This is a genomic window from Synechococcus sp. CCY9201 (genome assembly GCF_034931105.1).
GTDB lineage: Bacteria > Cyanobacteriota > Cyanobacteriia > PCC-6307 > Cyanobiaceae > CBW1002.
Genome location: NZ_JAYGIC010000075.1, coordinates 1 through 18,552, shown reverse-complemented (window position 1 = coordinate 18,552; position 18,552 = coordinate 1). Strand labels below are relative to the sequence as shown.

The window sequence follows — 18,552 nt, the reverse complement described above, 5'->3', positions numbered from 1 at the left end:
AGGGGCCGCAGCGCCTGTACCAGGGCGGCCCTGGAGGCGAACTTGCGGGGCCGGTCGCCGTGTGCGGTGGCGGTGGCATGGGGGGCGCGCGCGTCCAAGGCGGCAGGGCGGGGTTGGCTCCGATCCTGGCTGCGATTCATGGCCTTGCCTTGACCGGGCGCTGGCCTGGGCCGGGCCGAGCTGGGAGCGGGTGGGGGAGAATCCCACGATCGCCCCCGACCCGTTTCCGCATGCTCCTCGATCTGCGCGGCAAGAAGGCCCTTGTCACCGGCATCGCCAACAACCGCTCGATCGCCTGGGGCATCGCCCAGCAGCTGGCGGGGGCCGGTGCCGAGCTGGGCGTCACCTACCTGCCGGATGAGAAGGGCCGCTTCGAGGCCAAGGTGCGCGAGCTCACCGCGCCCCTGGCTCCCACCCTGTTCGAACCGCTCAACGTGCAGGACCCCGCCCAGATCGAGGCGGTGTTCGCGCGGGTGAAGGAGCAGTGGGGCTCGATCGATGTACTCGTGCACTGCCTGGCCTTCGCCGGCAAGGACGAACTGATCGGCGACTACTCCGACATCAGCCCCGAGGGCTTCGGCCGGGCCCTGGAGGTGAGCGCCTATTCCCTGGCGCCCCTGTGCCGCTGGGCCAAGCCCCTGTTCAACCCGGGCGCCAGCGTGATCACGCTCAGCTACCTCGGCGCCGAGCGCGCCATCCCCAACTACAACGTGATGGGCGTGGCCAAGGCGGCGCTTGAGGCCTCGGTGCGCTATCTGGCCGCCGAGCTGGGCCCCGACAAGCAGGTGCGGGTGAACGCGATCAGCGCCGGCCCGATCCGCACCCTGGCCAGCTCCGCCATCGGCGGCATCCTCGACATGATCCACAACGTGGAGGAGAAGGCCCCCTTGCGCCGCACCGTGACGCAGGATGAAGTCGGAGCCACCGCCGCCTTCCTGGCAAGCCCCCTGGCCAGCGGCATCACCGGCCAGGTGCTCTACGTGGATGCCGGCTACTGCATCACGGGGATGTGATGGGATCATCCGGGATCAGGCAGGGCATGTGGGGCCTGACCTGTTACTTCAATCCCCTTGGTTGGAAGTCGCGACGAAGGATCTTCGAGATCTTCCGCAGGGCCTTGAGGATTCCACTTGTCGTGGTGGAGTGGAGTCCATCAGGCCAGTTTGAACTAGAGCCTGGGATTGGCCTGAAGGTTCTGCAGATCAGCGGAGGCAGCATTCTATGGCAGAAGGAGAGGCTTCTGAACATTGGCATCAAGGCGCTTCCCGAGGAATGCACCCATGTGACATTGATGGATGCTGATCTCATCTTTGAAGATGCTGACTGGCCGGAGAAAGCAATCTCAGCATTGAAGATTTATCGGATAATCCAACCCTTTTCCGAAGTCTGTCACCTGCCATCAACCATCCAGTCCGATGGGTTCCTGAGCGAGTCGGAGGAGCCTCCTTACACATCAAGATGCATCGGACTGGGGCATGCCTTGTCGAGGGTAGCCGATCAGAAGGAGCTTCTGAATCAGATCATCAGCAATCAATGCCTGCGGTTTCAAGATCTTCTGGAGCAAGGGAGGAGTAGTGAGCAGTCTTCAAGGCGCGAGGATGAGAATGCTTTCAAGGAATTGCCCATCCCAACCCCGGGCCTTGCCTGGTCCTGCCTTCGGAAAACACTGGATCGGTTGGGCGGAATACCGGATCGCTTCATCGGCGGTGGGGGAGACCTTTTCCTGATGCTTGGGCTGCTCGGGCGAGGCGATGATCTCGTCGCAGGCTGCAATGCAGCTGGGCTCACGTATGTGAACCATGTCGCCTATCAGAAGTTCTGTGGATCACAAACCCAGCGTGAAAAGCCAATGGGCTCCTTGCCTCAGCGTGTCTTCCATCTCCACCATGGCTCACTCTCGAACCGCCATTACGATGCTCGACATGTGGCCCTGCAGTACTTGAATATCGACCTCGACGCACACCTCGGATTCGACAGCTCTGGCCTTCTTTGCTTTCTGGGTCCAGGCAAAGAGCTGATGGAACGTCATTTACATCGTTACTTTATGGAGAGAATGGACGACGATGATCTCTCAGCCATCGCACACCCTAGAAGCCAGCGCTGATGGTATGGCCCATTCTTGCATCGGTCCTCACCTTGATGCTGGTGGTACCGATTCACCTCAGGCTGTGGCTGCCGGTCGGCGATCGCCGCTTCAGTCAGCCGGGTCACGATGGCAGGGGTGGAGAGCCGCTTGGTTTCAATATAATTGGCTTGCTGTTCTGCGTCCTCACGTTTCATCTTGCCTGGACGTTGTCCAGCTGTTCCACCGCTCCTACTGCCACCGGTATGGCCTTGCTGCTGCTGGGGAATACGCTTCTGGCACCTTGCTTCTTTGCCTGGGCCCATACGCTTTGGTTTTACAATGGTTTGAGGAAGCTGCCCATCGATCGGCCTTGGTCGAGCGAACTACCCCGCTCTGTTGTCGATGAACTTCCCTCTGTATCTGTGGTTGTTCCTTGTAGGAACGAGCCCCTTGCAGTGGTTCGGCTCACGATCGAGTCTGTACTTAATTTGGAATATCCCAAGCGAAAGCTCTCACTCGTTGTAACTGACAATAGTGATGATGATGATGGCGAGCTGAGAGGCTTATGCCAGTACATCCACCAACTGACGTCTGTTGGAGTGAATGTGAGCTTGTTGCATCGCCGTGGCACTGAGGGGTTCAAAGCGGGGAACCTCGATCATGCACTCAAGGAGATCAGCGCAGATCTGGTGCTGTTTTTGGATGTTGACAACTCCATTCCAGCAGATTCTCTGATCAGTCATGTGGGGGCTTTTGATAAAGAAGGTGAGCTGGCATTCTTGCAATTTTACAATATTCCAGTAAGTCAGCCGCTCGGCCGAGTGCCCTCAGCCACGGCAAATCTATTAGAAAGAATAAAGTTTGAAGAATTCATCCGCGCAGACCTAGGTGGATGGCCAATGTTCCAAGGACACAATTGCATCTGGCGAACATCAGCACTGAAGCAGATTGCACCACTAAGTCAAACACTATGTGGAAAGAGTCTGCTGGTCGAGGACATGCACATGACCCTCCGAGCCAATCGGCTGGGCATGCATGGCAGGATGGTGTGGAGTCCTGCAGCGTTCTGGTCACCCCTGCGCTTGGTTGATCTGGAATCGATGCTTGTGCGGTGGTGCTACGGCACAATCCAGATCCTACTGAAAGAGTTTACGTTCCTACTTTCTCGCTGTCACGGTTCCTTGACGCTGTGTGAGTATATGGATCTTTGGGACCGCCTCATTGGCAGCCGGGCAAAGGCGTTGTTCCCCTTCATTCTGATCCTGCTGCCCAAGTGGGGCAAGGGTTCGGAAGCTCTCTTCGCCTGCTGGGCCTTCATCTTATTGATCGAAATCGTCATTTCCATCACTCCTGCTCGGCCCGACTACGACGCACCTCACGTACCAAGGCTGCACCCCAGTAAATTGTTCGATATCTTTCTGCTGGATCAATTCGCAAGATGGTGCGATCTGAGGGCGATGGCTGAACTTTTGACACCCCGAAGAAAGCGGTGGGTTCCCACAAGCAAAGTAGCAGCCTCAGATCAGTCAGAGAATCGGCAGGCGCCCACCTCATTCGGCGAAACAAAGCGCCGCCCTTTTGGCTCCCTTGGCCTCACTCTTGCCTGCCATCTCAGCCTCCTAATGCTAATTATTATGCATCAGATCCTTGACCCAATGAGTCCTTCTGCTTTGGTTGCATGGATCCCTTTGATGGTGCAAGTATTGGGAGTATTGGCAGCAATAATCATATGCCGCCAAGCGAATCCAGCCGGTTCCGAATCTCTCATCTTGGCATGTTCGGCACTTCGTTGGAGACGCATCCATGGAAGAGATCACGTCGCGCCTTGAAATAAAGCACACCGGTAGGCGCAAGAGTCGGTCAGCCAGTTTCTCGACCAATGCAGGGTAATCCTCTGCGGACTGATCTCCAACTTTCATTGGCAATGATGAACTCCGATCGAGTGCGACAACTACTCCACACCCACGTGCTGGAGGTTTGGTTTCCTCGATGTTTTGACCCTGCTGGACCCGGCCTCTTTGCCGAATTCGGTCCAGACTGGTCACCGAGACATGGTCGTCAACAGCTTCTAGAATTCAGTGTACGACAGGGCTGGGCCGCCACGGTTCTTGCTGCCCAATTCCCGCAGCATGCAGAGATCCTTCATGAAGCGGTCCGGAGAGCGAGACACGACATCGATCATGTCTTTCATGATCCTCACAGCGGCGGCTGGCGGCAGTGGAGCAATCCCATCGAGGGTCGACAGCAAGGGTCCGAAGTCCATCTCCATGGATTGGCCTATATGATCAGCTTTGAGGCAACTCGGGCCCTGCTGTTCCCACAAGATGGAGCACTGGAACGATCCCTTGCCTGCTGGCACTGGGTGACGCAGGCAGTCGGAGACACCCTCCCAATCGGCCTGCGAATACCCCTTACCAGTGCAGACCCTGGGGAAGCCTGGCATCGGCTGGATGGCGTCGGAACTCCTTATGCTCTATGCGACCTCAATGTGCTTGGGGACTGCTTCGAAGCACTGGTCTTGCTGCATCAGGCCTGGCCCGAGTCAGACCTCTTGCCCCAACTTGAGGCACTAAGAGATCAACTGCTCAGCCTGGTCCACAGGGCAACCGGTACAGTGCAGTTCTTTTTCAACTCAGTTGGAGAAGTCGGGCCAGGACATCATTGGAGAATTGGCCAGACCTGGCAATTGGTCAAACGGATACTTCAGGCTGAGGTGATCTTGCCAATCACGCCTGAGACAATCGGGACCTTGAAGCCAATTGTCTGGAACACTATCGAAAGGGCCTGGGATCGTATGGGTGGCGGCTTCTTCTTCGCTTTGCCTCATTGCCTTCCAGACTCCATTGAAGGGCACGACTTAGTTGTACGGCGAAAGAGTTGGTGGGTGCAGTTTGAGGCACTGGCAGCCCTAGACGCCGTTGCTGTTACCGCGCATTTTGACAAGGCTACAAGGGTAACAGCCTCAGAGTATACGAGCAAGACACTCACATTCATTGAACAATATCTCCTGGATGAGCATTCGGGTGGTTTCTTTGATCATGTCGCTAACAGTGACGAGAATAAGACAGATCTCTTCAAAGGTGGGGCCTGGAAAGATGCCTCTCATGAGACGCTCTGCTTGAGCCAATTGCTCGAAAGGGCAGGATAAATCACTGCTTTGAAGGACTACTTAGGGCCTCCTGAGAAAGTAAGAACCAGCCCCAGGTCAGCAAAGTGGGGAGGCCCCGGCCTAACACTGAGTGTTGCTCAGGCTGCTATCCGGCGACAATCTGGTTGAGCGATCGGCCAAGGGGGTTGACGCGGGACATACGGGTTCTCCATAAGTTGTTCAACCAGCTCTTCGTCTGTGATCGCCATGCGAGCTTTGATGATCAGGGCACCCAATGCCATTCGAAATGGCTTGGCAGGTGCCCCAAAGCCTTTACAGAACTGCGACGCGTAGTCGTCCTCCAGCTCATCCCAGGGAATGAGCTCAGCAAGCTTGATCAAGCGATTATCACCTGAGAGTTTGCCGCCAAACGGCAAGAAGAAATCCTCAAACGAGAGCTGATGACGATGCTCGCGCTGATACATATGAAAAACTCTGGGCTGGTTTTCGGCGACATCGAGCCGAATTGAACACATTCTACAGTTGAAATCTGCTCGGATCTACTGCGGCACAGCCGCTCTGCCCTTTCGCAGGAGGCCCGACTTAGCTGGTAGTTCAGTCAGTGTTCCACTTGCTTATAGACCTTGCTTCCTGTCTTCTTTGCAGCAACAGAATGATCTGCTCGGCAATCTCATTGGCTGACTCTCCTGATGTCATGACAACCTTGGCTGGCCCCACAGGGAGGTGCGTAGATCTGTCTTTCGATGCCAAAACAAGTTCGGCTCGGCTGACGAGCCAATGCTCCCATGATTGAGGCATAGGAGCCTCTCCGTCAAGCAAAACCAGGAGATCTGTTCTGGCCCAAGGCAGTCCATCTTTCATCAGCGATTGGCTCTTCAGCTCAAAAAGAAATGCTTCAACATCAGGGTCGGATAAAGCCTGTCGATAACTGTTGAAATTGCGACTATCTGCTTGCTGCCAGACGATGCTTCCATCACGCCGACCTTGACGGTCAACAACAGCCAACTCGGGATGAGTCTCCGAGAGTGCATCCGCAAGTGTGTTGATCACAGTTGGAGTAATACCTCCTCCATGGAACGCAATCAAGGGTGGCCTGACCAAATCTTCTAGCAACAGGGCGAGAGTTTCCCCCATGAGCTTTCGATTCGGCTCAGCCAACTGATGAGGAAGGATTCCAGGCATTCCATTCACTTCACAGATCACACCTCCATTCCGATGTAGGGGTTCTTCCATCGTCGGAGCGATCACATCAATACCAACCACGTCCAGATGAAAGATTTTACCAACTTTAGTCAGTATCTGCCTGTTAGCTGGATGAACCTCGGCTAGGCATTCACGTACGGTTCCTCCCATGCTGAAGTTGGCGGAAGGGCTCAGTTGAATGGTGTGTCCATCGGCTGGAATGCTGTCGGCTGTGAGGCCCTGGGCCTTCAGAAGGTGCATGGCCTCCTGGTTCAGATTGATTCGGTTGAATCTACTTTTCCCGCCACCCTCCATAATGATGGGGGAATGCCAGCGGCGAAGATTCTCCATTTCCACAAGTGTTCGAACCTTGCTGCTGCCATCTCCTCGGATATGTGCCGGGATTCGTTCCACTCCCGCCAGTAATTTTCCCTTCACCACATAAAAGCGAAAGTCTCTCCCGATGATCTGCGGTTGGAGTAGTACAGGCTTGCCTGCCTGTTCGCTGCGTCGAAAGGCTTTTTGCAGCACCTCCCGGCTCTCGATATTGGTGACAACACCCTTACCTTGATCCTCATTGGCCGGCTTAGTGACGACTGGATAGCCCAGTTTTTCCGCCAGAACCATTGCGTCTCGAAGCGTCCAAACAGGTCCCCCTGCAGGCGCTGGCAGTCCAGCCTTGGCAAGCAGCCTTGCAGTCACCACCTTCTGCTTGACACTGTGCAGACCCCAACCGGAGGTTTGATCTGTGAGCTTCTGCGACAGACGCCGTTGGCCGCGACCACGACCGACGACGAGCATCGGCATCCCTCGATTGAGTTGCTCAAAGTGCCAGTCCATACCCAGTTCGACAAGATGAAGAGCCATGGCTGGAAGGGCAGGTTTGGGCCCAGGCTTGCTCGAAGGAGCGGAGGCAAGAACTTCGCGCCGGTGCCGACCCTTTTCATCATTCAGAGCAAGGTTCCAAAGTTTGATCGACCAACGCAGACCATCAAGCAGCTCCTGAACTGGCCAATCCTGCATATCGACTTGAATGCGTAGAAATTCATCCTCCGTGCCTCCTCTCCCATCTACTCTGGATCGAGAATTCAAGTGCCGCGGTTTCTCTAGCCGAAAGGCTCCTGAGCGAACTTGCAGTCCGTCAAGCCAGCGTGGGATCCATGTCTCAATATCAAGAACTGGAACTGTCTCCAAGCCTACGCTATCATATTCCTCTTCCTGATTAGGATCAATTACCGGGTCACAGTTAGCGCCTTCCTCTAGTTGCTCTTTTCGTTGTATCCTGAAGCTCTCCAAGAGGACGTTTGAATCCGGGATCTCCCTTAGAAGCTCTCGCAAACGCTGAGTATTCGGCTTGTGCAAAAGTTGCTGCAGGCGCAGCTTGTCAACTTTGAGTCGAAGCACCCCAACCGGCCAGGGACTCATGGGACTGCTTCCTTGAAAGATTCCCAGGAGATTGAACTGGATCACAGCACAGTGGATGGAATTGTCTGTGGGGTTCGCTGAACCAGCGTGACACCTTGAGCAATCGGCAGGTCAAAAACCTGAAGGTCGCGCCGACCCCTTAATTCTTCAATATAGCGCCAGGTTGTGTGGGCATAGCTCTTCTCCTTGCCATAGATTTCCGAGATAACCTGACTATGGCTATCATGAAATAGAGCTATGGCCCCAGGAGTCAGCCGAGGAAGAAAGGATTCAAACTCCAATCGGCATTGCTCCTCTGTATGGAGGCCATCGATAAACAGAAGATCAATAGCCATCCTGGAAAATTCAGGCTCAGCAATGACCTCTTGACTTGTCTGTTGTCGATGTTCAATACAGGTGATACCGTATGAGGAGAAATAGTCTTTAGCTCGTCCATCTTTCCATTGATTGTCGACAAAAGATGGATCGATGAACAAGAGACTCCCTGAGTTTCCATTGTCCTGAATTGCCTGACCAATCAAGAGGGGCACGAAGCCGCGCCAAGAGCCGATGACAATCGAAAAGCTTGGGCGAAGTGTTCGCGTCAAGCCATAGTATGTCCATCCAAGACCAAGATCCTTGACCTCCTGCCGTTGTCCATGGCCCATTTCCCAGAGATCGGGGTTATCTGCCATGGCGGCTATCAGGCTGGGCAGGCGTAATTCAGGGCTCATTCAAGGCCGGTCAATGAGTTAATAATACCAGAGTCTCACATCTTCCCACGTGGACTTAGCCCTTCAAGCTATTCAGGCCAGCACGCTGGCTGCACCAACAGCGGATGTTGATGGCAAGCTGAGCCTATCTGCAGTGCTTGAAAGCAGAATTCAGACATCATTTGATCGTGATTCTGAGCTGAAGCCCACTGGAGAATCACTTTGAATTCCCCGCGCACGGCCGCTGAGTCTTGCAAGACTTCTCCGGGAAAGAGGAAGAGGACTTATCAGGCAAAAGACAGCGCCCTGATCTTTATTTTCCTTTGCAGACTCATGCATGCAACGCTTCTGAGAAAGCGTCCGTGGTGCCTTTCCGGCCGCTCTTCTACCACAGGGGTCATGGGGATGTGATCAGGGCCTCAGAGTGCATCGGCATCACCGATCCCATCCAGTCGATCGTGGTGCTGTGCAGGTTATAGAAGGCGGCTTCCACCTGCAGGCGGCCGGCGCGCATCAGGTCGGTGAGCAACACGCTGGAATCGACCAGGTTGCGGGCCGCGTTGAGCGTGTGGTGGCGTGAGGCCTGCTCCAGGTCGTGGAGGCCGCCGAGACTGTGCAACTCCATACGCAGTTGACCCACCAACTGGGCCAGGCTCGGGGTGAGGGTCAGCGCCGGGTTCAGGGCCGCCTCCACCGCACCGCAGCGCTCATGACCGAGAACCACGATCACGGGCACGCCCAGATGGGCCACGGCATACTCCAGAGAGGCGATTGCCGCGGTGGTGGAAAGGGTACCGGCGTTGCGCACCACGAACAGATCACCGAAACCCGTGTCGAACAGCAACTCCACCGGCACCCGGGAATCAGCACAGCCCAGCACCGCAGCAGTCGGATGCTGGCCGGACTCCACCTCAAGCATGCGCTCGCGACTGCTGTGAGGATGGAGCGACTTCCCGTCCAGAAAGCGTCGATGGCCTGCGCGCAGCTCAGCGAGCACCGCTTGGGGAGAGTCGTTCAAGCGGCGGACGGTCGGTACCTCTGAATTGTGACCCGATGTCGGCTTCCGACTTGGGCATGATCAGTACACTCCCATCCCAACGCCCGTGTCCGCCCCCCTGGCCCCTGATCGCGGCTCCGCCGCTGGACGCACCGGCAGTGTCCACCGCGTCACCGGCGAAACCGACGTGCGCGTCAGCCTCAACCTCGACGGCAGCGGCCGCTGCCAGGCCGCCACTGGGGTGCCGTTTCTCGATCACATGCTCCATCAGATCGCCAGCCACGGCCTGGTGGACCTGGAGATCCGTGCTGTGGGCGACACCCACATCGACGACCACCACACCAACGAAGACGTGGGCATCGCCGTGGGCCAGGCGCTGGCCCAGGCCCTGGGCGATCGGCGCGGCATCCATCGCTTCGGCCACTTCGTGGCGCCCCTGGATGAGGCCCTGGTGCAGGTGGCGCTGGATTGCTCCGGCCGGCCGCACCTCAGCTACAGCCTGCAGATTCCAGCTCAGAAGATCGGCAGCTACGACACCGAACTGGTGAAGGAGTTCTTTGTGGCCGTGGTCAACAACTCCGGCCTCACCCTCCACATCCGCCAGCTCGATGGGGCCAATTCCCACCACATCGTCGAGGCCTGCTTCAAAGCCTTCGCCCGCGCCCTGCGGCTGGCGGTGGAGATGGACCCACGTCGCGCCGGGGCCGTGCCCAGCAGCAAGGGCGTGCTGGAGCGCGCCGGGGCCTGAGCACCTGGTCGTGGGCCACGCGAGCGCCGTTCAGCTCGCGGAATCGCCAGCGGTTTGGGCGGCCAGATATGGGCGGATCCAACGCTGGCCCCGCTCCAGCCAGAAGCGATCGAACAGGGGCTCGAAGACGGTGGCGACCCGCTCGATGGCGACCTCCATCCGAGGCTTGCCGTAGACGAGGAACTGGGCGGTGGAGGCGGCGAAATAGCGGCGCCGGGCCTCGGCATCGTTGCGCTTGAAGGCTTCGCGGTAGAGGGCCTGGCCCTCGCCGATCATCCGGATCACCGCTGGTGAAAAGGTGATGCGGCTGCCATCCGGCAGGGTGATGCAGCGCTCGTTGATGAAGCCGATCACGGTCCGCATGCAGTCGCGGGTGCGGTCGGCGGACAGGGCTTCGGCGTCGCCGCGACGGAAGCCCCACTGCAGGCAGCCGTTGGTCACCTCCAGCACCCGCAGCAGCGCCAGCTTGTCGAGCTGCTCCGTTGGGAGGGCCATGATCGCAGCCATCTCAGCGCTGATGGCCGCCCGGAAACCCTCCGCGTCAGCGGAGAAATACTCCTCCAGCTCACGGATCCGACCGAGAGCGTCCCAGTCGATCGCCGCCCCGGGGGGTGAATCCGTTTCGGCAGGGGACTCACTGCTCTGCTGCATGGCACCGGTGCCGTTGCGGGAATCATGGCGGCGACCGACCGTCTGGTGCACCCTCGCGTTGTCACACTCTGTTACGGGATGATGGCTGCAGCCTGATCCATATCCTCCCCACCTCCCCATGACCCTCGCCCCCAGTCGTGACCCCGGATCCTCCTCAGGATCGGGAGCTACCTACGACCGAGCCGACTGGGCCAGTGCATTCCGCAATGTGCTCGGCGAACTGGATCGGGTGCCGCTGAACGCCGTGCGCGGCACGATTCCGCCGGACCTGGCCGGCACCCTCTACCGCAACGGGCCGGGCCGGCTGGAGCGGGGCGGCCACTGGCTGCACCATCCCTTCGATGGCGACGGCATGATCACCGCCCTGCGCTTCGAGGCGGGCCAGGCCGTGCTCACCAACCGCTTTGTGCGCACCGAGGGCTGGCTGGAGGAGGAGGCCGCGGGCCGCTTTCTCTATCGCGGCGTCTTCGGCAGCCAGAAGCCCGGTGGCCTGCTGGCCAATGCCTTCGATCTGCGCATGAAGAACATCGCCAACACCCATGTGGTGCGGCTCGGCGATCAGCTGCTGGCCCTGTGGGAGGCCAGCTCCCCCCACGCCCTCGATCCGGACACACTCGAGACCCGAGGCCTCACGCTGCTGGATGGGGTGCTGGGCAAGGGTGAGGCCTTCAGTGCCCATCCCCGCTTCGATCCCGGGCACCACGGGGAGGCCCGCATGGTCACCTTCGGGGTCAAGGCCGGCCCGCGCAGCACGATCCGCTTGATGGAGTTCGCCGCCAGCGGCCCGCGCGCCGGCCAGCTGCTGGCTGACCGTCACGACAGCGTGGCCGGCTTCGCTTTCCTGCACGACTTCGCGATCACGCCGCGCTACGCCGTGTTCCTCCAGAACGCCGTGGCCTTCAACCCCCTCCCCTTCGTGGCGGGTCTCAAGGGGGCGGCCCAGTGCCTGGCCTCCAAGCCAGGCGAGCAGGGCCACTTCCTGATCGTGCCGCGCCCTGGCGCCACGGTCGCTGGCGACTCCGCCGCCGAACCCACGGCGCCGATCGTGGTGCCAGCGCCAGAGGGCTTCGTGTTCCACCACCTCAACGCTTTCGAGGATGCCGCCACAGGCGAGCTGGTGGTGGATTCGATCTTCTACGACGACTTCCCGTCGATTGATCCGGGCGTGGATTTCCGCGCCGTGGACTTCGACACCCTCCCCGCTGGCCGCCTGGTGCGCACCCGCATCGATCTGGAGCACCGCACCGCCGCCAGCACCGTGCTGGAGGAGCGCTGCTGCGAGTTCGCCATGGTGAACCCCGAGCGCCAGGGCCTCGATGCCCGCTACGGCTGGACGGCGGTGGCCGAATGTGAGCGGGGCAACGCTCCGCTGCAGGCGATCGAGAAGCTTGATCTGCACACCGGCGAGCGCCGGGTCTGGAGTGCGGCGCCGCGGGGCTTCGTCAGTGAGCCGGTGATGGTACCGCGGCCTGCGACCGCGACCAGCGCCCCCCGCGCAGAAGACGACGGCTGGGTACTGAACCTGGTCTGGAACGGGGCCCGCTGTGCCAGCGATCTGGTGATCCTCCATGCCGCCGACCTGAGCGAGCAGGCCGTGCTGGAACTGCCGCTGGCGATTCCCTACGGATTGCACGGCAGCTGGGCACCCCTGGGTTAGGTCCAGGCCCCGAGGCTCAAACCATGTGGCTCAACGAATTCCGTGATCCCATTCAGGTGTCTTCGTGCAGTGGGGGGCGTTGGAAGGCATCGACCAGCTCCCGGGTCAATCGGGTGCGGTGGTACCGCATGTGACAGAGCTGTTCCTTGTAGATGCCGCCGTAGAACAGCAAGAGCCCGGCCGCGAACCCCATCAGCCCCACCTGCACCAAGGCCAGGTTGGGCTCTGGCCCAAAGGCGTAGACGATCACGAGCAGGAAGAGCAGCGCCAGCACGACCCCGCCCACGTACACCAGCACACTCGACCAGGTCTCGGCTAAACGGATGCGATCCATCACCGTTTTGTCGCACCAGCGGGTCAGGGCGGGATCGGGGGTGGCCTCCGGTTGCAGCAAGGGCTCGTCACTCCTGTTCCAGCTGCGGAAGTCGCTACCCCCAAGCACCACGATCCGCTTCAGCCAGGCAGGGAGCCGCCCAGCTGTCTGCCGCCCTGGCAGGAGCACATCACGCCGCCAGCGGCCAGGATCGACCGGCCGGCAGGAGGCGTCACAGTCGACCAGATAGGCATGCCAACGCTCCAGGTGATTCCGGCAGAGTGGCACTCCCGGCGTTGCCTCCGGCTCACCACAGACCACACAGCCAGGGGAACGGTCCGCAGTCATCAGGGTGTTGCCGCAGTGTGCTCATACTGCTCCGCCATGGCGGAATCAAACCGAGCCTTCAGGGTTTGGGACAGGGGGCGGGAAAGAGATCGGACTCGCAGGGGGCTGCGGTGACCAGAGCGGCGACGCCAGGAGAGTCCTGAGGCCGTGCTGCGTTAGGGCAACTCACGAAAATGCCGGTCGCCCCCTTGTTTTTGTCGAAATTGCAGCCCTCGGGTGCGGTGATCTCATTGCCATCAAGCGATAGAACTCCTTTGTCATCCAATGTGAGATTGCCGTCAGAGCGGCGCAGCTCAATCTGCAGCCGTTCGGCGAAAGCATCGGCGGCGGTCTGACCGGTGAGATCGGTATTGCTGCGCAGTGGCGTCGAGAGCAGCTGCACCATGAAGGGAGCTCCGATACCGAGCAGGGTGGCGGCGATCAGAAGGGCGACAAGATTCATGTCCAGGCCTCAATCATCGAACTCCAGCTCAAGGTCTTCATCGCAGTCAACCTTCTTGCCCGGGCTTGGATCCTGTTCGACGACTTTGTTCCTTTTTGTTTTGTGGTAGCCATCAGTATCAAATTTGCCTTTGCCGGTTTCGTTCCATTTAGATTTATCGGGACTTTCACTGAATGTCTTACCCACATAATTTGGCACCGTACATTCCTTGGAATCGGATTCGCCGTCCTCACCTCCGGAGCTGATCATGGACGGCTTGACCGAGGCATCTACTTTGGAGCAATCTTCATCGCTGATGTCGTGAACCCGCACATAAAGCTCGGCACTGCTAGAAACCGATTTGCCCGGGGGAGACTTGGTCGCCAATGCAATTTGTCCGACCTCTGAGGCTGAGCCTCGGAACACATTCTGCTTAGGGTCGCCAAATTCAATTCGCATTTTCTCATTATCACTTTGCCAGTCACCATTCTTATCGTAAAGGCTATAGCAGATATCGGCTTCTTCCTCGGTTTTGTCGTCGCCGCCATCGCCAACAAAATCGTCAATCCCATACAAGGGCTGCCAGGCCACTGCAAAGGAGCTAGTCCCCTCCTCTCCTGCTTTGCATTACACGAAGTAATCCACGACGGTGTTATGGCCGGCGGGAATCTCACCTTGCTCCAGCTTGCAGCCGGCAGGACGGGTCAGCCCATCAATGTCGTCCCTGTTTACCTTTGCAGCCTGCTTTCGAACGGCAATCGCGTTGGATTCAGCCAGGGAGAAATTGCTCTTCTGTCGAGACGTCCTTGCAGGCATCAAGGCCAGCTCCACCATGGGCGGCGCTATCAGACCCATCATCGCTGTCGCGACTAAAATGGCTACCAGCTGGCCCATGGGCTTCCCCTTTGCGCTCTGCCTGATCTTTTACAGTAACCAGCCTATCGGCTTTCCTCTCCAATGAGAGATGAAAACGCGATGAATAGGGGATGAGGAGTTTCAGGAAGGCGCCGCAAGGCTGATTGCCGCGATGGCGGCTCAGATCGTGCTGGTCAGCACCCGCGGGCCGGTGGGTGCCGCGCCGAGGGGGTCGGCTTCCACGCTGACGCTGAGGCTGCTGGCCTGGCTGGTGGGAAAGGGCGGGATCAGCATGGCCACATGGCCCTGGGCGGTGGGTTTGAAGGCGACGCAGCCCACCTGCCGGCCGTTCACGTTGGCCCAGAGCCGATAGACATGGTGGGGCGGCGGCGGCGGCAGATCATTGAGCATCAGGATGTTGTTGGTGGGGCTGCCGGTCACGAGCACCTCGCCGAACGCCTGGTCGCGGCCCTCCATCGCCCGCAGAGGCAGGCGCCGGCTGGCCGGCATGAGGGTGGCTGAAGGCGGCACCGTCAGCTGGAGCTGCGCCAGCTGCTGACGGGTCTGGTGCAGCTCCATGCCGAGGAACAGCAGCCCCAGGGAGAGCAGGCCAGGCACCAGCCACGACGGAGCGGCCACACGGCGGCTGACCTGGGGTTGCGGCGCCGGGCTCAGCAAGCGGCGACGCACGCCCTCTGGTGCCGGCTGCGTCGCCGGCAGAGCCAGGGGCAGCAGCTCGAGCGTCGTGCGGAAGTCCTCCAGCCGCTGGTGCAGCTCCGGTCGTTGCAGCAGCAACAGCGTCAGCTGCTCCCGTTCCTCTTCGTCCAGATCCCCCAGGGCATGGCCGGCCAGCAGGGCATCGACGGCGGCGTCCGGGTTGGTGGCCTCTGGGTTGGCGTCGTGCGGTGTCATGGTGTGCTCCGGAAATCAATCAGCAACTCCCGCAGGCGGATCAGGCCCTGGCGGGAACGGGTCTTGACGGTGCCCAGGGGCAGGTTCAGCCGCTGCCCGATCGCCGACTGGCTCAGGCCTTCGTAATACGCCAGCTCCAGCACCTGCCGTTGATTGGCGGGGATCGTCGCGAGGGCACGGCGCACCCGCTGGCTGAGGTCATCCGCCTCGGCGGACTCCTGGGGGCTGCGCACGGCCTGCGGGAACAGCTGCTCCGACCAGCGTTGCACCAGCTGCCAGCGATTGCTCCGCTGATTGAGGCGGTTGATCGCCATCGAGCGGGTGAGCAGCAGCAGGTAGGCCAGCACCGGCCCGCGGGAGGGCTCGTAGCGGTCCTGCTTCCAATAACGCAGGAAGACATCGTGGCAGAGGTCTTCCGCCTCCTGGTTCGAGCGGCACAACCGCAGCGCCAGGCGGAAGACGGGCCCGCCGTAGGCGTCGTAGAGCGCGCCGAGATCGGTGGGGCTCGGCGGATCGGACGCGAGCCCCTGCGCCAGGGGCCTGGCGGCAGCGACATTCGGTTGTTGAGGAGGGAATTCCACTGGGAAGTGGCCGATCAGGCTCTGTCAGCAGGCGCCATCAACAGGCACCGTCTGATGGGGATACCGCTGAGCAGCCTGATCGGTTTGGCGGAACGGGCAGCGGCTGCAGCACTGCCGTGGGCGGGAATGGTGGCGTCCCAATCCGAAACCTCAGCCCACCGGTACCTCCTCTGCCCACCCTCACACCCCCAGTCCTCGTTCGTCATGACCTTGTTCTCTTCACCCGTGGCCCGCTCCTCTGCCCTGGCCCTGGTCGGCGCCACCCTGCTCTGGGGTGCGGCGCTCCATGCCGAATCCATGTCCAAACCGATGACCAAACCCATGCAGAAAGAGGCCGCCGGGATGACGGCCTCTGCCATGGCCAAGGGGAATTTCCGGATGGGGGAGAAACCTGTGAGCGGTGGTTTCTCGATCCACAGCGAAGGCGGCAAGCAGGTGCTCAAGCTCAGCAAGGACTTCAAGACCAGCGACACGGCCCCCGATCTGAAGATCGTCTTCAGCCCGTCCCCCACCCCCCTGGCCAGCAGCAAGGCCCCCGCTTACCCGCTCAAGCCCGGCAGCTACACGATCCTGGCGCCCCTGAAAACGAGCCAAGGGGGGCAGAGCTACACCATCCCCGCCTCGATCGATCTCAGCAAGCAGGGCTCGGTGCTGATCTGGTGCCAGAAGTTCAACGCCACCATGGCCTGGGCACCGCTGAAGTCCTGACTTACCGAACCTCGCCAGATGGATCAGCCCAGCAGAGCGCGCAGCTGGGGTTCCAGCAGGGTGAAGGCTCTTCCGCGGTGGCCGAGGCGGGCTTTCTCCGTCTTGGCCATCTCCGCGAAGGTCAGCCCGGCTTCCTCCACGAAAAAGACCGGGTCGTAACCGAAGCCACCGGATCCGCGCGGCGTCGCGAGGATCGTGCCCGGACAGATCCCCTCCACCTCCAGACGGATGGTGCCGCCGGGATCCGCCACCGCCAGGGCAGCGATGAACTCGGCCGCACGGCTGGCGACCGGGTCAGCCTTCTGGGCGGTGGCCAGCTCCTTCAGCAGGCGGTCGATCCGGGCGGAGTCTGTGGCGGCGTAGCGGGCCGAGTGCACGCCCGGAGCTCCGCCGAGGGCCTCCACGGCCAGGCCCGAATCGTCGGCGAGGGCCCAGGCGCCTGTGGCGCGGGCCACGGCGGTGGCTTTGAGGCGGGCGTTCTCAGCGAAGCTGCTGCCGGTTTCCTCCACCTCCAGACCCTGCGGCTGGGGCCGGATCTCCAGGCCCAGCCCGGCGAGCAGATGGCTGAACTCACGCACCTTGCCGGCATTGCCGCTGGCGATCACCAGCATGGATGTTGGGGAGGAAGAGGCGGCCATCGGTGGTGCAGCGGTTGGAGAGCGACCCGGCTTAGATCCCCTCGGCGAGCTGCCGCGCCCAGTGCAGCACGGCGTCTACCCGGTCCTGGCTCGGGGCTTCGCAGTAGAGGCGCAGCAGCGGTTCGGTGCCCGAAAACCGCAGCATCAGCCAGTGGCTGGGGCCGAGGCGCAGCTTGACGCCATCGGTGGTGATCACCTCCTGCACCGCGGCGCCGGCCACCTCCGCCGGCGGGGTGTCCGCCAGGAAAGCCTCCAGACGGCTGCGAGTCGCCATGTCCGGCAGGCGCAGATCAAGGCGGTCGTAGGCCGCGGCGCCGCCGCAGCGCTGCTGCAGGGCGTCGATGCGGGCCCCCAGGGGAAGGCCGCCCTCCACCAGGGCCTCGATCAGCAACAGGGCCGCGAACAGGGCATCCCGCTCCGGCAGGTGCATGCCAAATCCCACTCCACCCGATTCCTCACCGCCCACCAGCACCCTGCCGCTGAGCATCTCGGCGGCGATGTACTTGAAGCCCACGGCCTTCTCCATCACGGGGCGGCCCAGGTCTTCGGCCACCTGCTGCATCAGGTCCGAGCCGCTCACGGTCTTGATCACCGTGCCCGGCAACTGGCGGGCACGGGCCAGGTGGTCGATGAACAGGGGCATCAGCAGCTGGGTGCTGCAGAAGCGGCCGTGTTCATCGACTGCAGCGATGCGGTCGCCGTCACCGTCGAAGACGATGCCCACCGCCGGCCGGCCCGCCAGGGTGGAGGCGCGCACCTCGGCGACCAGCTCGCCCAGATAGGGGGCCAACGGCTCGGGTGGGTTGCCGCCGAACAGGGGATCCCGATGCGAGCGGATCTCGCGGAGGTGGTCTGCAGCGGCAGCTTCCGGCAGCAGGCGGGGCAGGCCTCCGGCCGCTGAGCCGTGCATCGGGTCGACGATCACCTGCAGCCCCAGCCGCTCCAGGCCGGCGCTCAGCTCAGCCGTGTCCACCTTCGCCCGCAGGCCCGCCAGGTAGCTCCCCATGGCATCGAAGCGCAGGGTGGCCCCGGGGATCGGCACGGTGATGCCGCCCGCCGCCAGCCGCTGCTCCACCCGCCTGGTGAAGCTGCCTTCCACTGATCCGCCGAAGGGGCCCTTGATCTTCAGACCCAGCCATTCGGGAGGGTTGTGGCTGGCGGTGATCACCAGGGCCCCGAGGGCGCCGCGCTCCACCACGGCCCAGCTGGCGGCGGGGGTGGGGATGGCGCTGTCCGCCAGCACCGGCACC

21 protein-coding genes and 1 pseudogene are annotated in these 18,552 nt (G+C 60.9%); 8 read left to right on the top strand and 14 right to left on the bottom strand.

The window, feature by feature from the left end; translation table 11 throughout:
• Window positions 1-230 precede the first annotated feature (230 nt).
• From fabI to VB716_RS07720, 3 genes are read left to right on the top strand one after another with little or no spacing between them, the layout of a single operon-like run.
• Window positions 231-1,013, top strand: coding sequence for an enoyl-ACP reductase FabI (fabI, locus tag VB716_RS07730; protein ID WP_323270163.1), 783 nt, complete (start codon window positions 231-233; stop codon window positions 1,011-1,013).
• Window positions 1,014-1,039: 26 nt separating this feature from the next.
• On the top strand, window positions 1,040-2,104 hold the full coding sequence (locus VB716_RS07725) for a hypothetical protein (protein ID WP_323270162.1): 1,065 nt from the start codon (window positions 1,040-1,042) through the stop codon (window positions 2,102-2,104).
• Window positions 2,104-3,894 carry a glycosyltransferase gene (locus VB716_RS07720; RefSeq protein WP_323270161.1) on the top strand — a complete coding sequence of 597 codons (1,791 nt, stop codon included), beginning with the start codon at window positions 2,104-2,106 and terminating at the stop codon, window positions 3,892-3,894. Before VB716_RS07725 ends, VB716_RS07720 begins: the two co-directional genes overlap by 1 nt.
• A gap of 239 nt (window positions 3,895-4,133) precedes the next feature.
• Here VB716_RS07720 and VB716_RS07715 read toward each other — a convergent pair whose 3' ends face one another.
• The gene (locus VB716_RS07715) at window positions 4,134-4,334 is read right to left on the bottom strand and encodes a hypothetical protein (RefSeq protein ID WP_323270160.1); all 201 of its coding nucleotides are present in this window, start codon (window positions 4,332-4,334) and stop codon (window positions 4,134-4,136) included.
• Window positions 4,335-4,346: 12 nt separating this feature from the next.
• Between VB716_RS07715 and VB716_RS07710 the strand changes: the two genes are divergently transcribed.
• Window positions 4,347-5,213 (top strand): AGE family epimerase/isomerase, encoded by an 867-nt coding sequence (locus VB716_RS07710; protein WP_323270164.1) that lies wholly within the window; start codon window positions 4,347-4,349, stop codon window positions 5,211-5,213.
• Window positions 5,214-5,368: 155 nt separating this feature from the next.
• On the opposite strand, the pseudogene VB716_RS07705 reads toward VB716_RS07710, so the two are convergent.
• From VB716_RS07705 to VB716_RS07695, 3 genes and pseudogenes are all read right to left on the bottom strand, one after another.
• Window positions 5,369-5,638 (bottom strand): annotated as a pseudogene (locus VB716_RS07705) (transposase); the annotation flags it as partial.
• A 130-nt stretch (window positions 5,639-5,768) separates the two neighbouring features.
• Window positions 5,769-7,781: a hypothetical protein gene (locus VB716_RS07700; RefSeq protein WP_323270159.1), complete on the bottom strand. Its 2,013-nt coding sequence runs from the start codon at window positions 7,779-7,781 to the stop codon at window positions 5,769-5,771.
• 41 nt (window positions 7,782-7,822) lie between these two features.
• Complete coding sequence (locus tag VB716_RS07695) at window positions 7,823-8,494, bottom strand: class I SAM-dependent methyltransferase (protein ID WP_323270158.1); 672 nt, start codon at window positions 8,492-8,494, stop codon at window positions 7,823-7,825.
• A gap of 49 nt (window positions 8,495-8,543) precedes the next feature.
• Between VB716_RS07695 and VB716_RS07690 the strand changes: the two genes are divergently transcribed.
• A complete protein-coding gene (locus VB716_RS07690; RefSeq protein WP_323270157.1) occupies window positions 8,544-8,699 on the top strand; it encodes a hypothetical protein in 156 nt (51 codons plus the stop codon).
• A gap of 171 nt (window positions 8,700-8,870) precedes the next feature.
• On the opposite strand, the gene VB716_RS07685 is transcribed toward VB716_RS07690, so the two are convergent.
• Window positions 8,871-9,491, bottom strand: coding sequence for a carbonic anhydrase (locus VB716_RS07685; RefSeq protein WP_197171226.1), 621 nt, complete (start codon window positions 9,489-9,491; stop codon window positions 8,871-8,873).
• Between the two features lie 85 nt (window positions 9,492-9,576).
• On the opposite strand from VB716_RS07685, the gene hisB reads away from it, so the two are divergent.
• Window positions 9,577-10,218 (top strand): imidazoleglycerol-phosphate dehydratase HisB, encoded by a 642-nt coding sequence (hisB, locus tag VB716_RS07680; RefSeq protein WP_231598104.1) that lies wholly within the window; start codon window positions 9,577-9,579, stop codon window positions 10,216-10,218.
• A gap of 30 nt (window positions 10,219-10,248) precedes the next feature.
• On the opposite strand, the gene VB716_RS07675 is transcribed toward hisB, so the two are convergent.
• Entirely contained in the window at window positions 10,249-10,920 is a 672-nt protein-coding gene (locus VB716_RS07675; protein WP_323270156.1) for a hypothetical protein, read from the bottom strand.
• 67 nt (window positions 10,921-10,987) lie between these two features.
• Here VB716_RS07675 and VB716_RS07670 point away from each other — a divergent pair, with 67 nt between their 5' ends.
• Window positions 10,988-12,526, top strand: a complete 1,539-nt coding sequence (locus VB716_RS07670) for a carotenoid oxygenase family protein (RefSeq protein WP_323270155.1) — start codon at window positions 10,988-10,990, stop codon at window positions 12,524-12,526.
• A gap of 52 nt (window positions 12,527-12,578) precedes the next feature.
• Here VB716_RS07670 and VB716_RS07665 read toward each other — a convergent pair whose 3' ends face one another.
• The 6 genes from VB716_RS07665 to VB716_RS07640 form a co-directional block, all read right to left on the bottom strand.
• Window positions 12,579-13,187 carry a hypothetical protein gene (locus VB716_RS07665; RefSeq protein ID WP_323270154.1) on the bottom strand — a complete coding sequence of 203 codons (609 nt, stop codon included), beginning with the start codon at window positions 13,185-13,187 and terminating at the stop codon, window positions 12,579-12,581.
• A gap of 58 nt (window positions 13,188-13,245) precedes the next feature.
• Entirely contained in the window at window positions 13,246-13,629 is a 384-nt protein-coding gene (locus VB716_RS07660) for a hypothetical protein (protein WP_323270153.1), read from the bottom strand.
• 9 nt (window positions 13,630-13,638) lie between these two features.
• Window positions 13,639-14,199 (bottom strand): hypothetical protein, encoded by a 561-nt coding sequence (locus tag VB716_RS07655; RefSeq protein ID WP_323270152.1) that lies wholly within the window; start codon window positions 14,197-14,199, stop codon window positions 13,639-13,641.
• A gap of 36 nt (window positions 14,200-14,235) precedes the next feature.
• Window positions 14,236-14,502: a hypothetical protein gene (locus VB716_RS07650; RefSeq protein WP_323270151.1), complete on the bottom strand. Its 267-nt coding sequence runs from the start codon at window positions 14,500-14,502 to the stop codon at window positions 14,236-14,238.
• A 141-nt stretch (window positions 14,503-14,643) separates the two neighbouring features.
• On the bottom strand, window positions 14,644-15,375 hold the full coding sequence (locus VB716_RS07645; protein WP_197157956.1) for an anti-sigma factor: 732 nt from the start codon (window positions 15,373-15,375) through the stop codon (window positions 14,644-14,646).
• Window positions 15,372-15,956 carry a sigma-70 family RNA polymerase sigma factor gene (locus VB716_RS07640; RefSeq protein ID WP_322757979.1) on the bottom strand — a complete coding sequence of 195 codons (585 nt, stop codon included), beginning with the start codon at window positions 15,954-15,956 and terminating at the stop codon, window positions 15,372-15,374. Before VB716_RS07640 ends, VB716_RS07645 begins: the two co-directional genes overlap by 4 nt.
• A gap of 204 nt (window positions 15,957-16,160) precedes the next feature.
• Here VB716_RS07640 and VB716_RS07635 point away from each other — a divergent pair, with 204 nt between their 5' ends.
• A complete protein-coding gene (locus tag VB716_RS07635) occupies window positions 16,161-16,664 on the top strand; it encodes a DM13 domain-containing protein (protein ID WP_231598107.1) in 504 nt (167 codons plus the stop codon).
• 23 nt (window positions 16,665-16,687) lie between these two features.
• Here the strand turns inward: VB716_RS07635 and rdgB are convergent, their stop codons facing one another.
• Both rdgB and VB716_RS07625 read right to left on the bottom strand, forming a co-directional pair.
• Window positions 16,688-17,302, bottom strand: coding sequence for an RdgB/HAM1 family non-canonical purine NTP pyrophosphatase (gene rdgB / locus VB716_RS07630; protein WP_323270150.1), 615 nt, complete (start codon window positions 17,300-17,302; stop codon window positions 16,688-16,690).
• A 31-nt stretch (window positions 17,303-17,333) separates the two neighbouring features.
• A partial coding sequence (locus VB716_RS07625) for a phosphoglucomutase/phosphomannomutase family protein (protein ID WP_323270149.1) occupies window positions 17,334-18,552 on the bottom strand: 1,219 nt, incomplete at its 5' end.

Bases quoted from the DNA above. Each gene is read 5' to 3' on its own strand.
- VB716_RS07700 (WP_323270159.1), bottom strand. From the start codon at position 7,781: ATGAGTCCCTGGCCGGTTGGGGTGCTTCGACTCAAAGTTGACAAGCTG.
- VB716_RS07645 (WP_197157956.1), bottom strand. From the start codon at position 15,375: ATGACACCGCACGACGCCAACCCAGAGGCCACCAACCCGGACGCCGCC.
- VB716_RS07715 (WP_323270160.1), bottom strand. From the start codon at position 4,334: ATGGAGATGGACTTCGGACCCTTGCTGTCGACCCTCGATGGGATTGCT.
- VB716_RS07660 (WP_323270153.1), bottom strand. From the start codon at position 13,629: ATGAATCTTGTCGCCCTTCTGATCGCCGCCACCCTGCTCGGTATCGGA.
- VB716_RS07725 (WP_323270162.1), top strand. From the start codon at position 1,040: ATGTGGGGCCTGACCTGTTACTTCAATCCCCTTGGTTGGAAGTCGCGA.
- VB716_RS07670 (WP_323270155.1), top strand. From the start codon at position 10,988: ATGACCCTCGCCCCCAGTCGTGACCCCGGATCCTCCTCAGGATCGGGA.
- VB716_RS07665 (WP_323270154.1), bottom strand. From the start codon at position 13,187: ATGACTGCGGACCGTTCCCCTGGCTGTGTGGTCTGTGGTGAGCCGGAG.
- VB716_RS07720 (WP_323270161.1), top strand. From the start codon at position 2,104: ATGGTATGGCCCATTCTTGCATCGGTCCTCACCTTGATGCTGGTGGTA.
- VB716_RS07650 (WP_323270151.1), bottom strand. From the start codon at position 14,502: ATGGGCCAGCTGGTAGCCATTTTAGTCGCGACAGCGATGATGGGTCTG.
- fabI (WP_323270163.1), top strand. From the start codon at position 231: ATGCTCCTCGATCTGCGCGGCAAGAAGGCCCTTGTCACCGGCATCGCC.
- VB716_RS07635 (WP_231598107.1), top strand. From the start codon at position 16,161: ATGACCTTGTTCTCTTCACCCGTGGCCCGCTCCTCTGCCCTGGCCCTG.
- rdgB (WP_323270150.1), bottom strand. From the start codon at position 17,302: ATGGCCGCCTCTTCCTCCCCAACATCCATGCTGGTGATCGCCAGCGGC.
- VB716_RS07710 (WP_323270164.1), top strand. From the start codon at position 4,347: ATGATCAGCTTTGAGGCAACTCGGGCCCTGCTGTTCCCACAAGATGGA.
- VB716_RS07695 (WP_323270158.1), bottom strand. From the start codon at position 8,494: ATGAGCCCTGAATTACGCCTGCCCAGCCTGATAGCCGCCATGGCAGAT.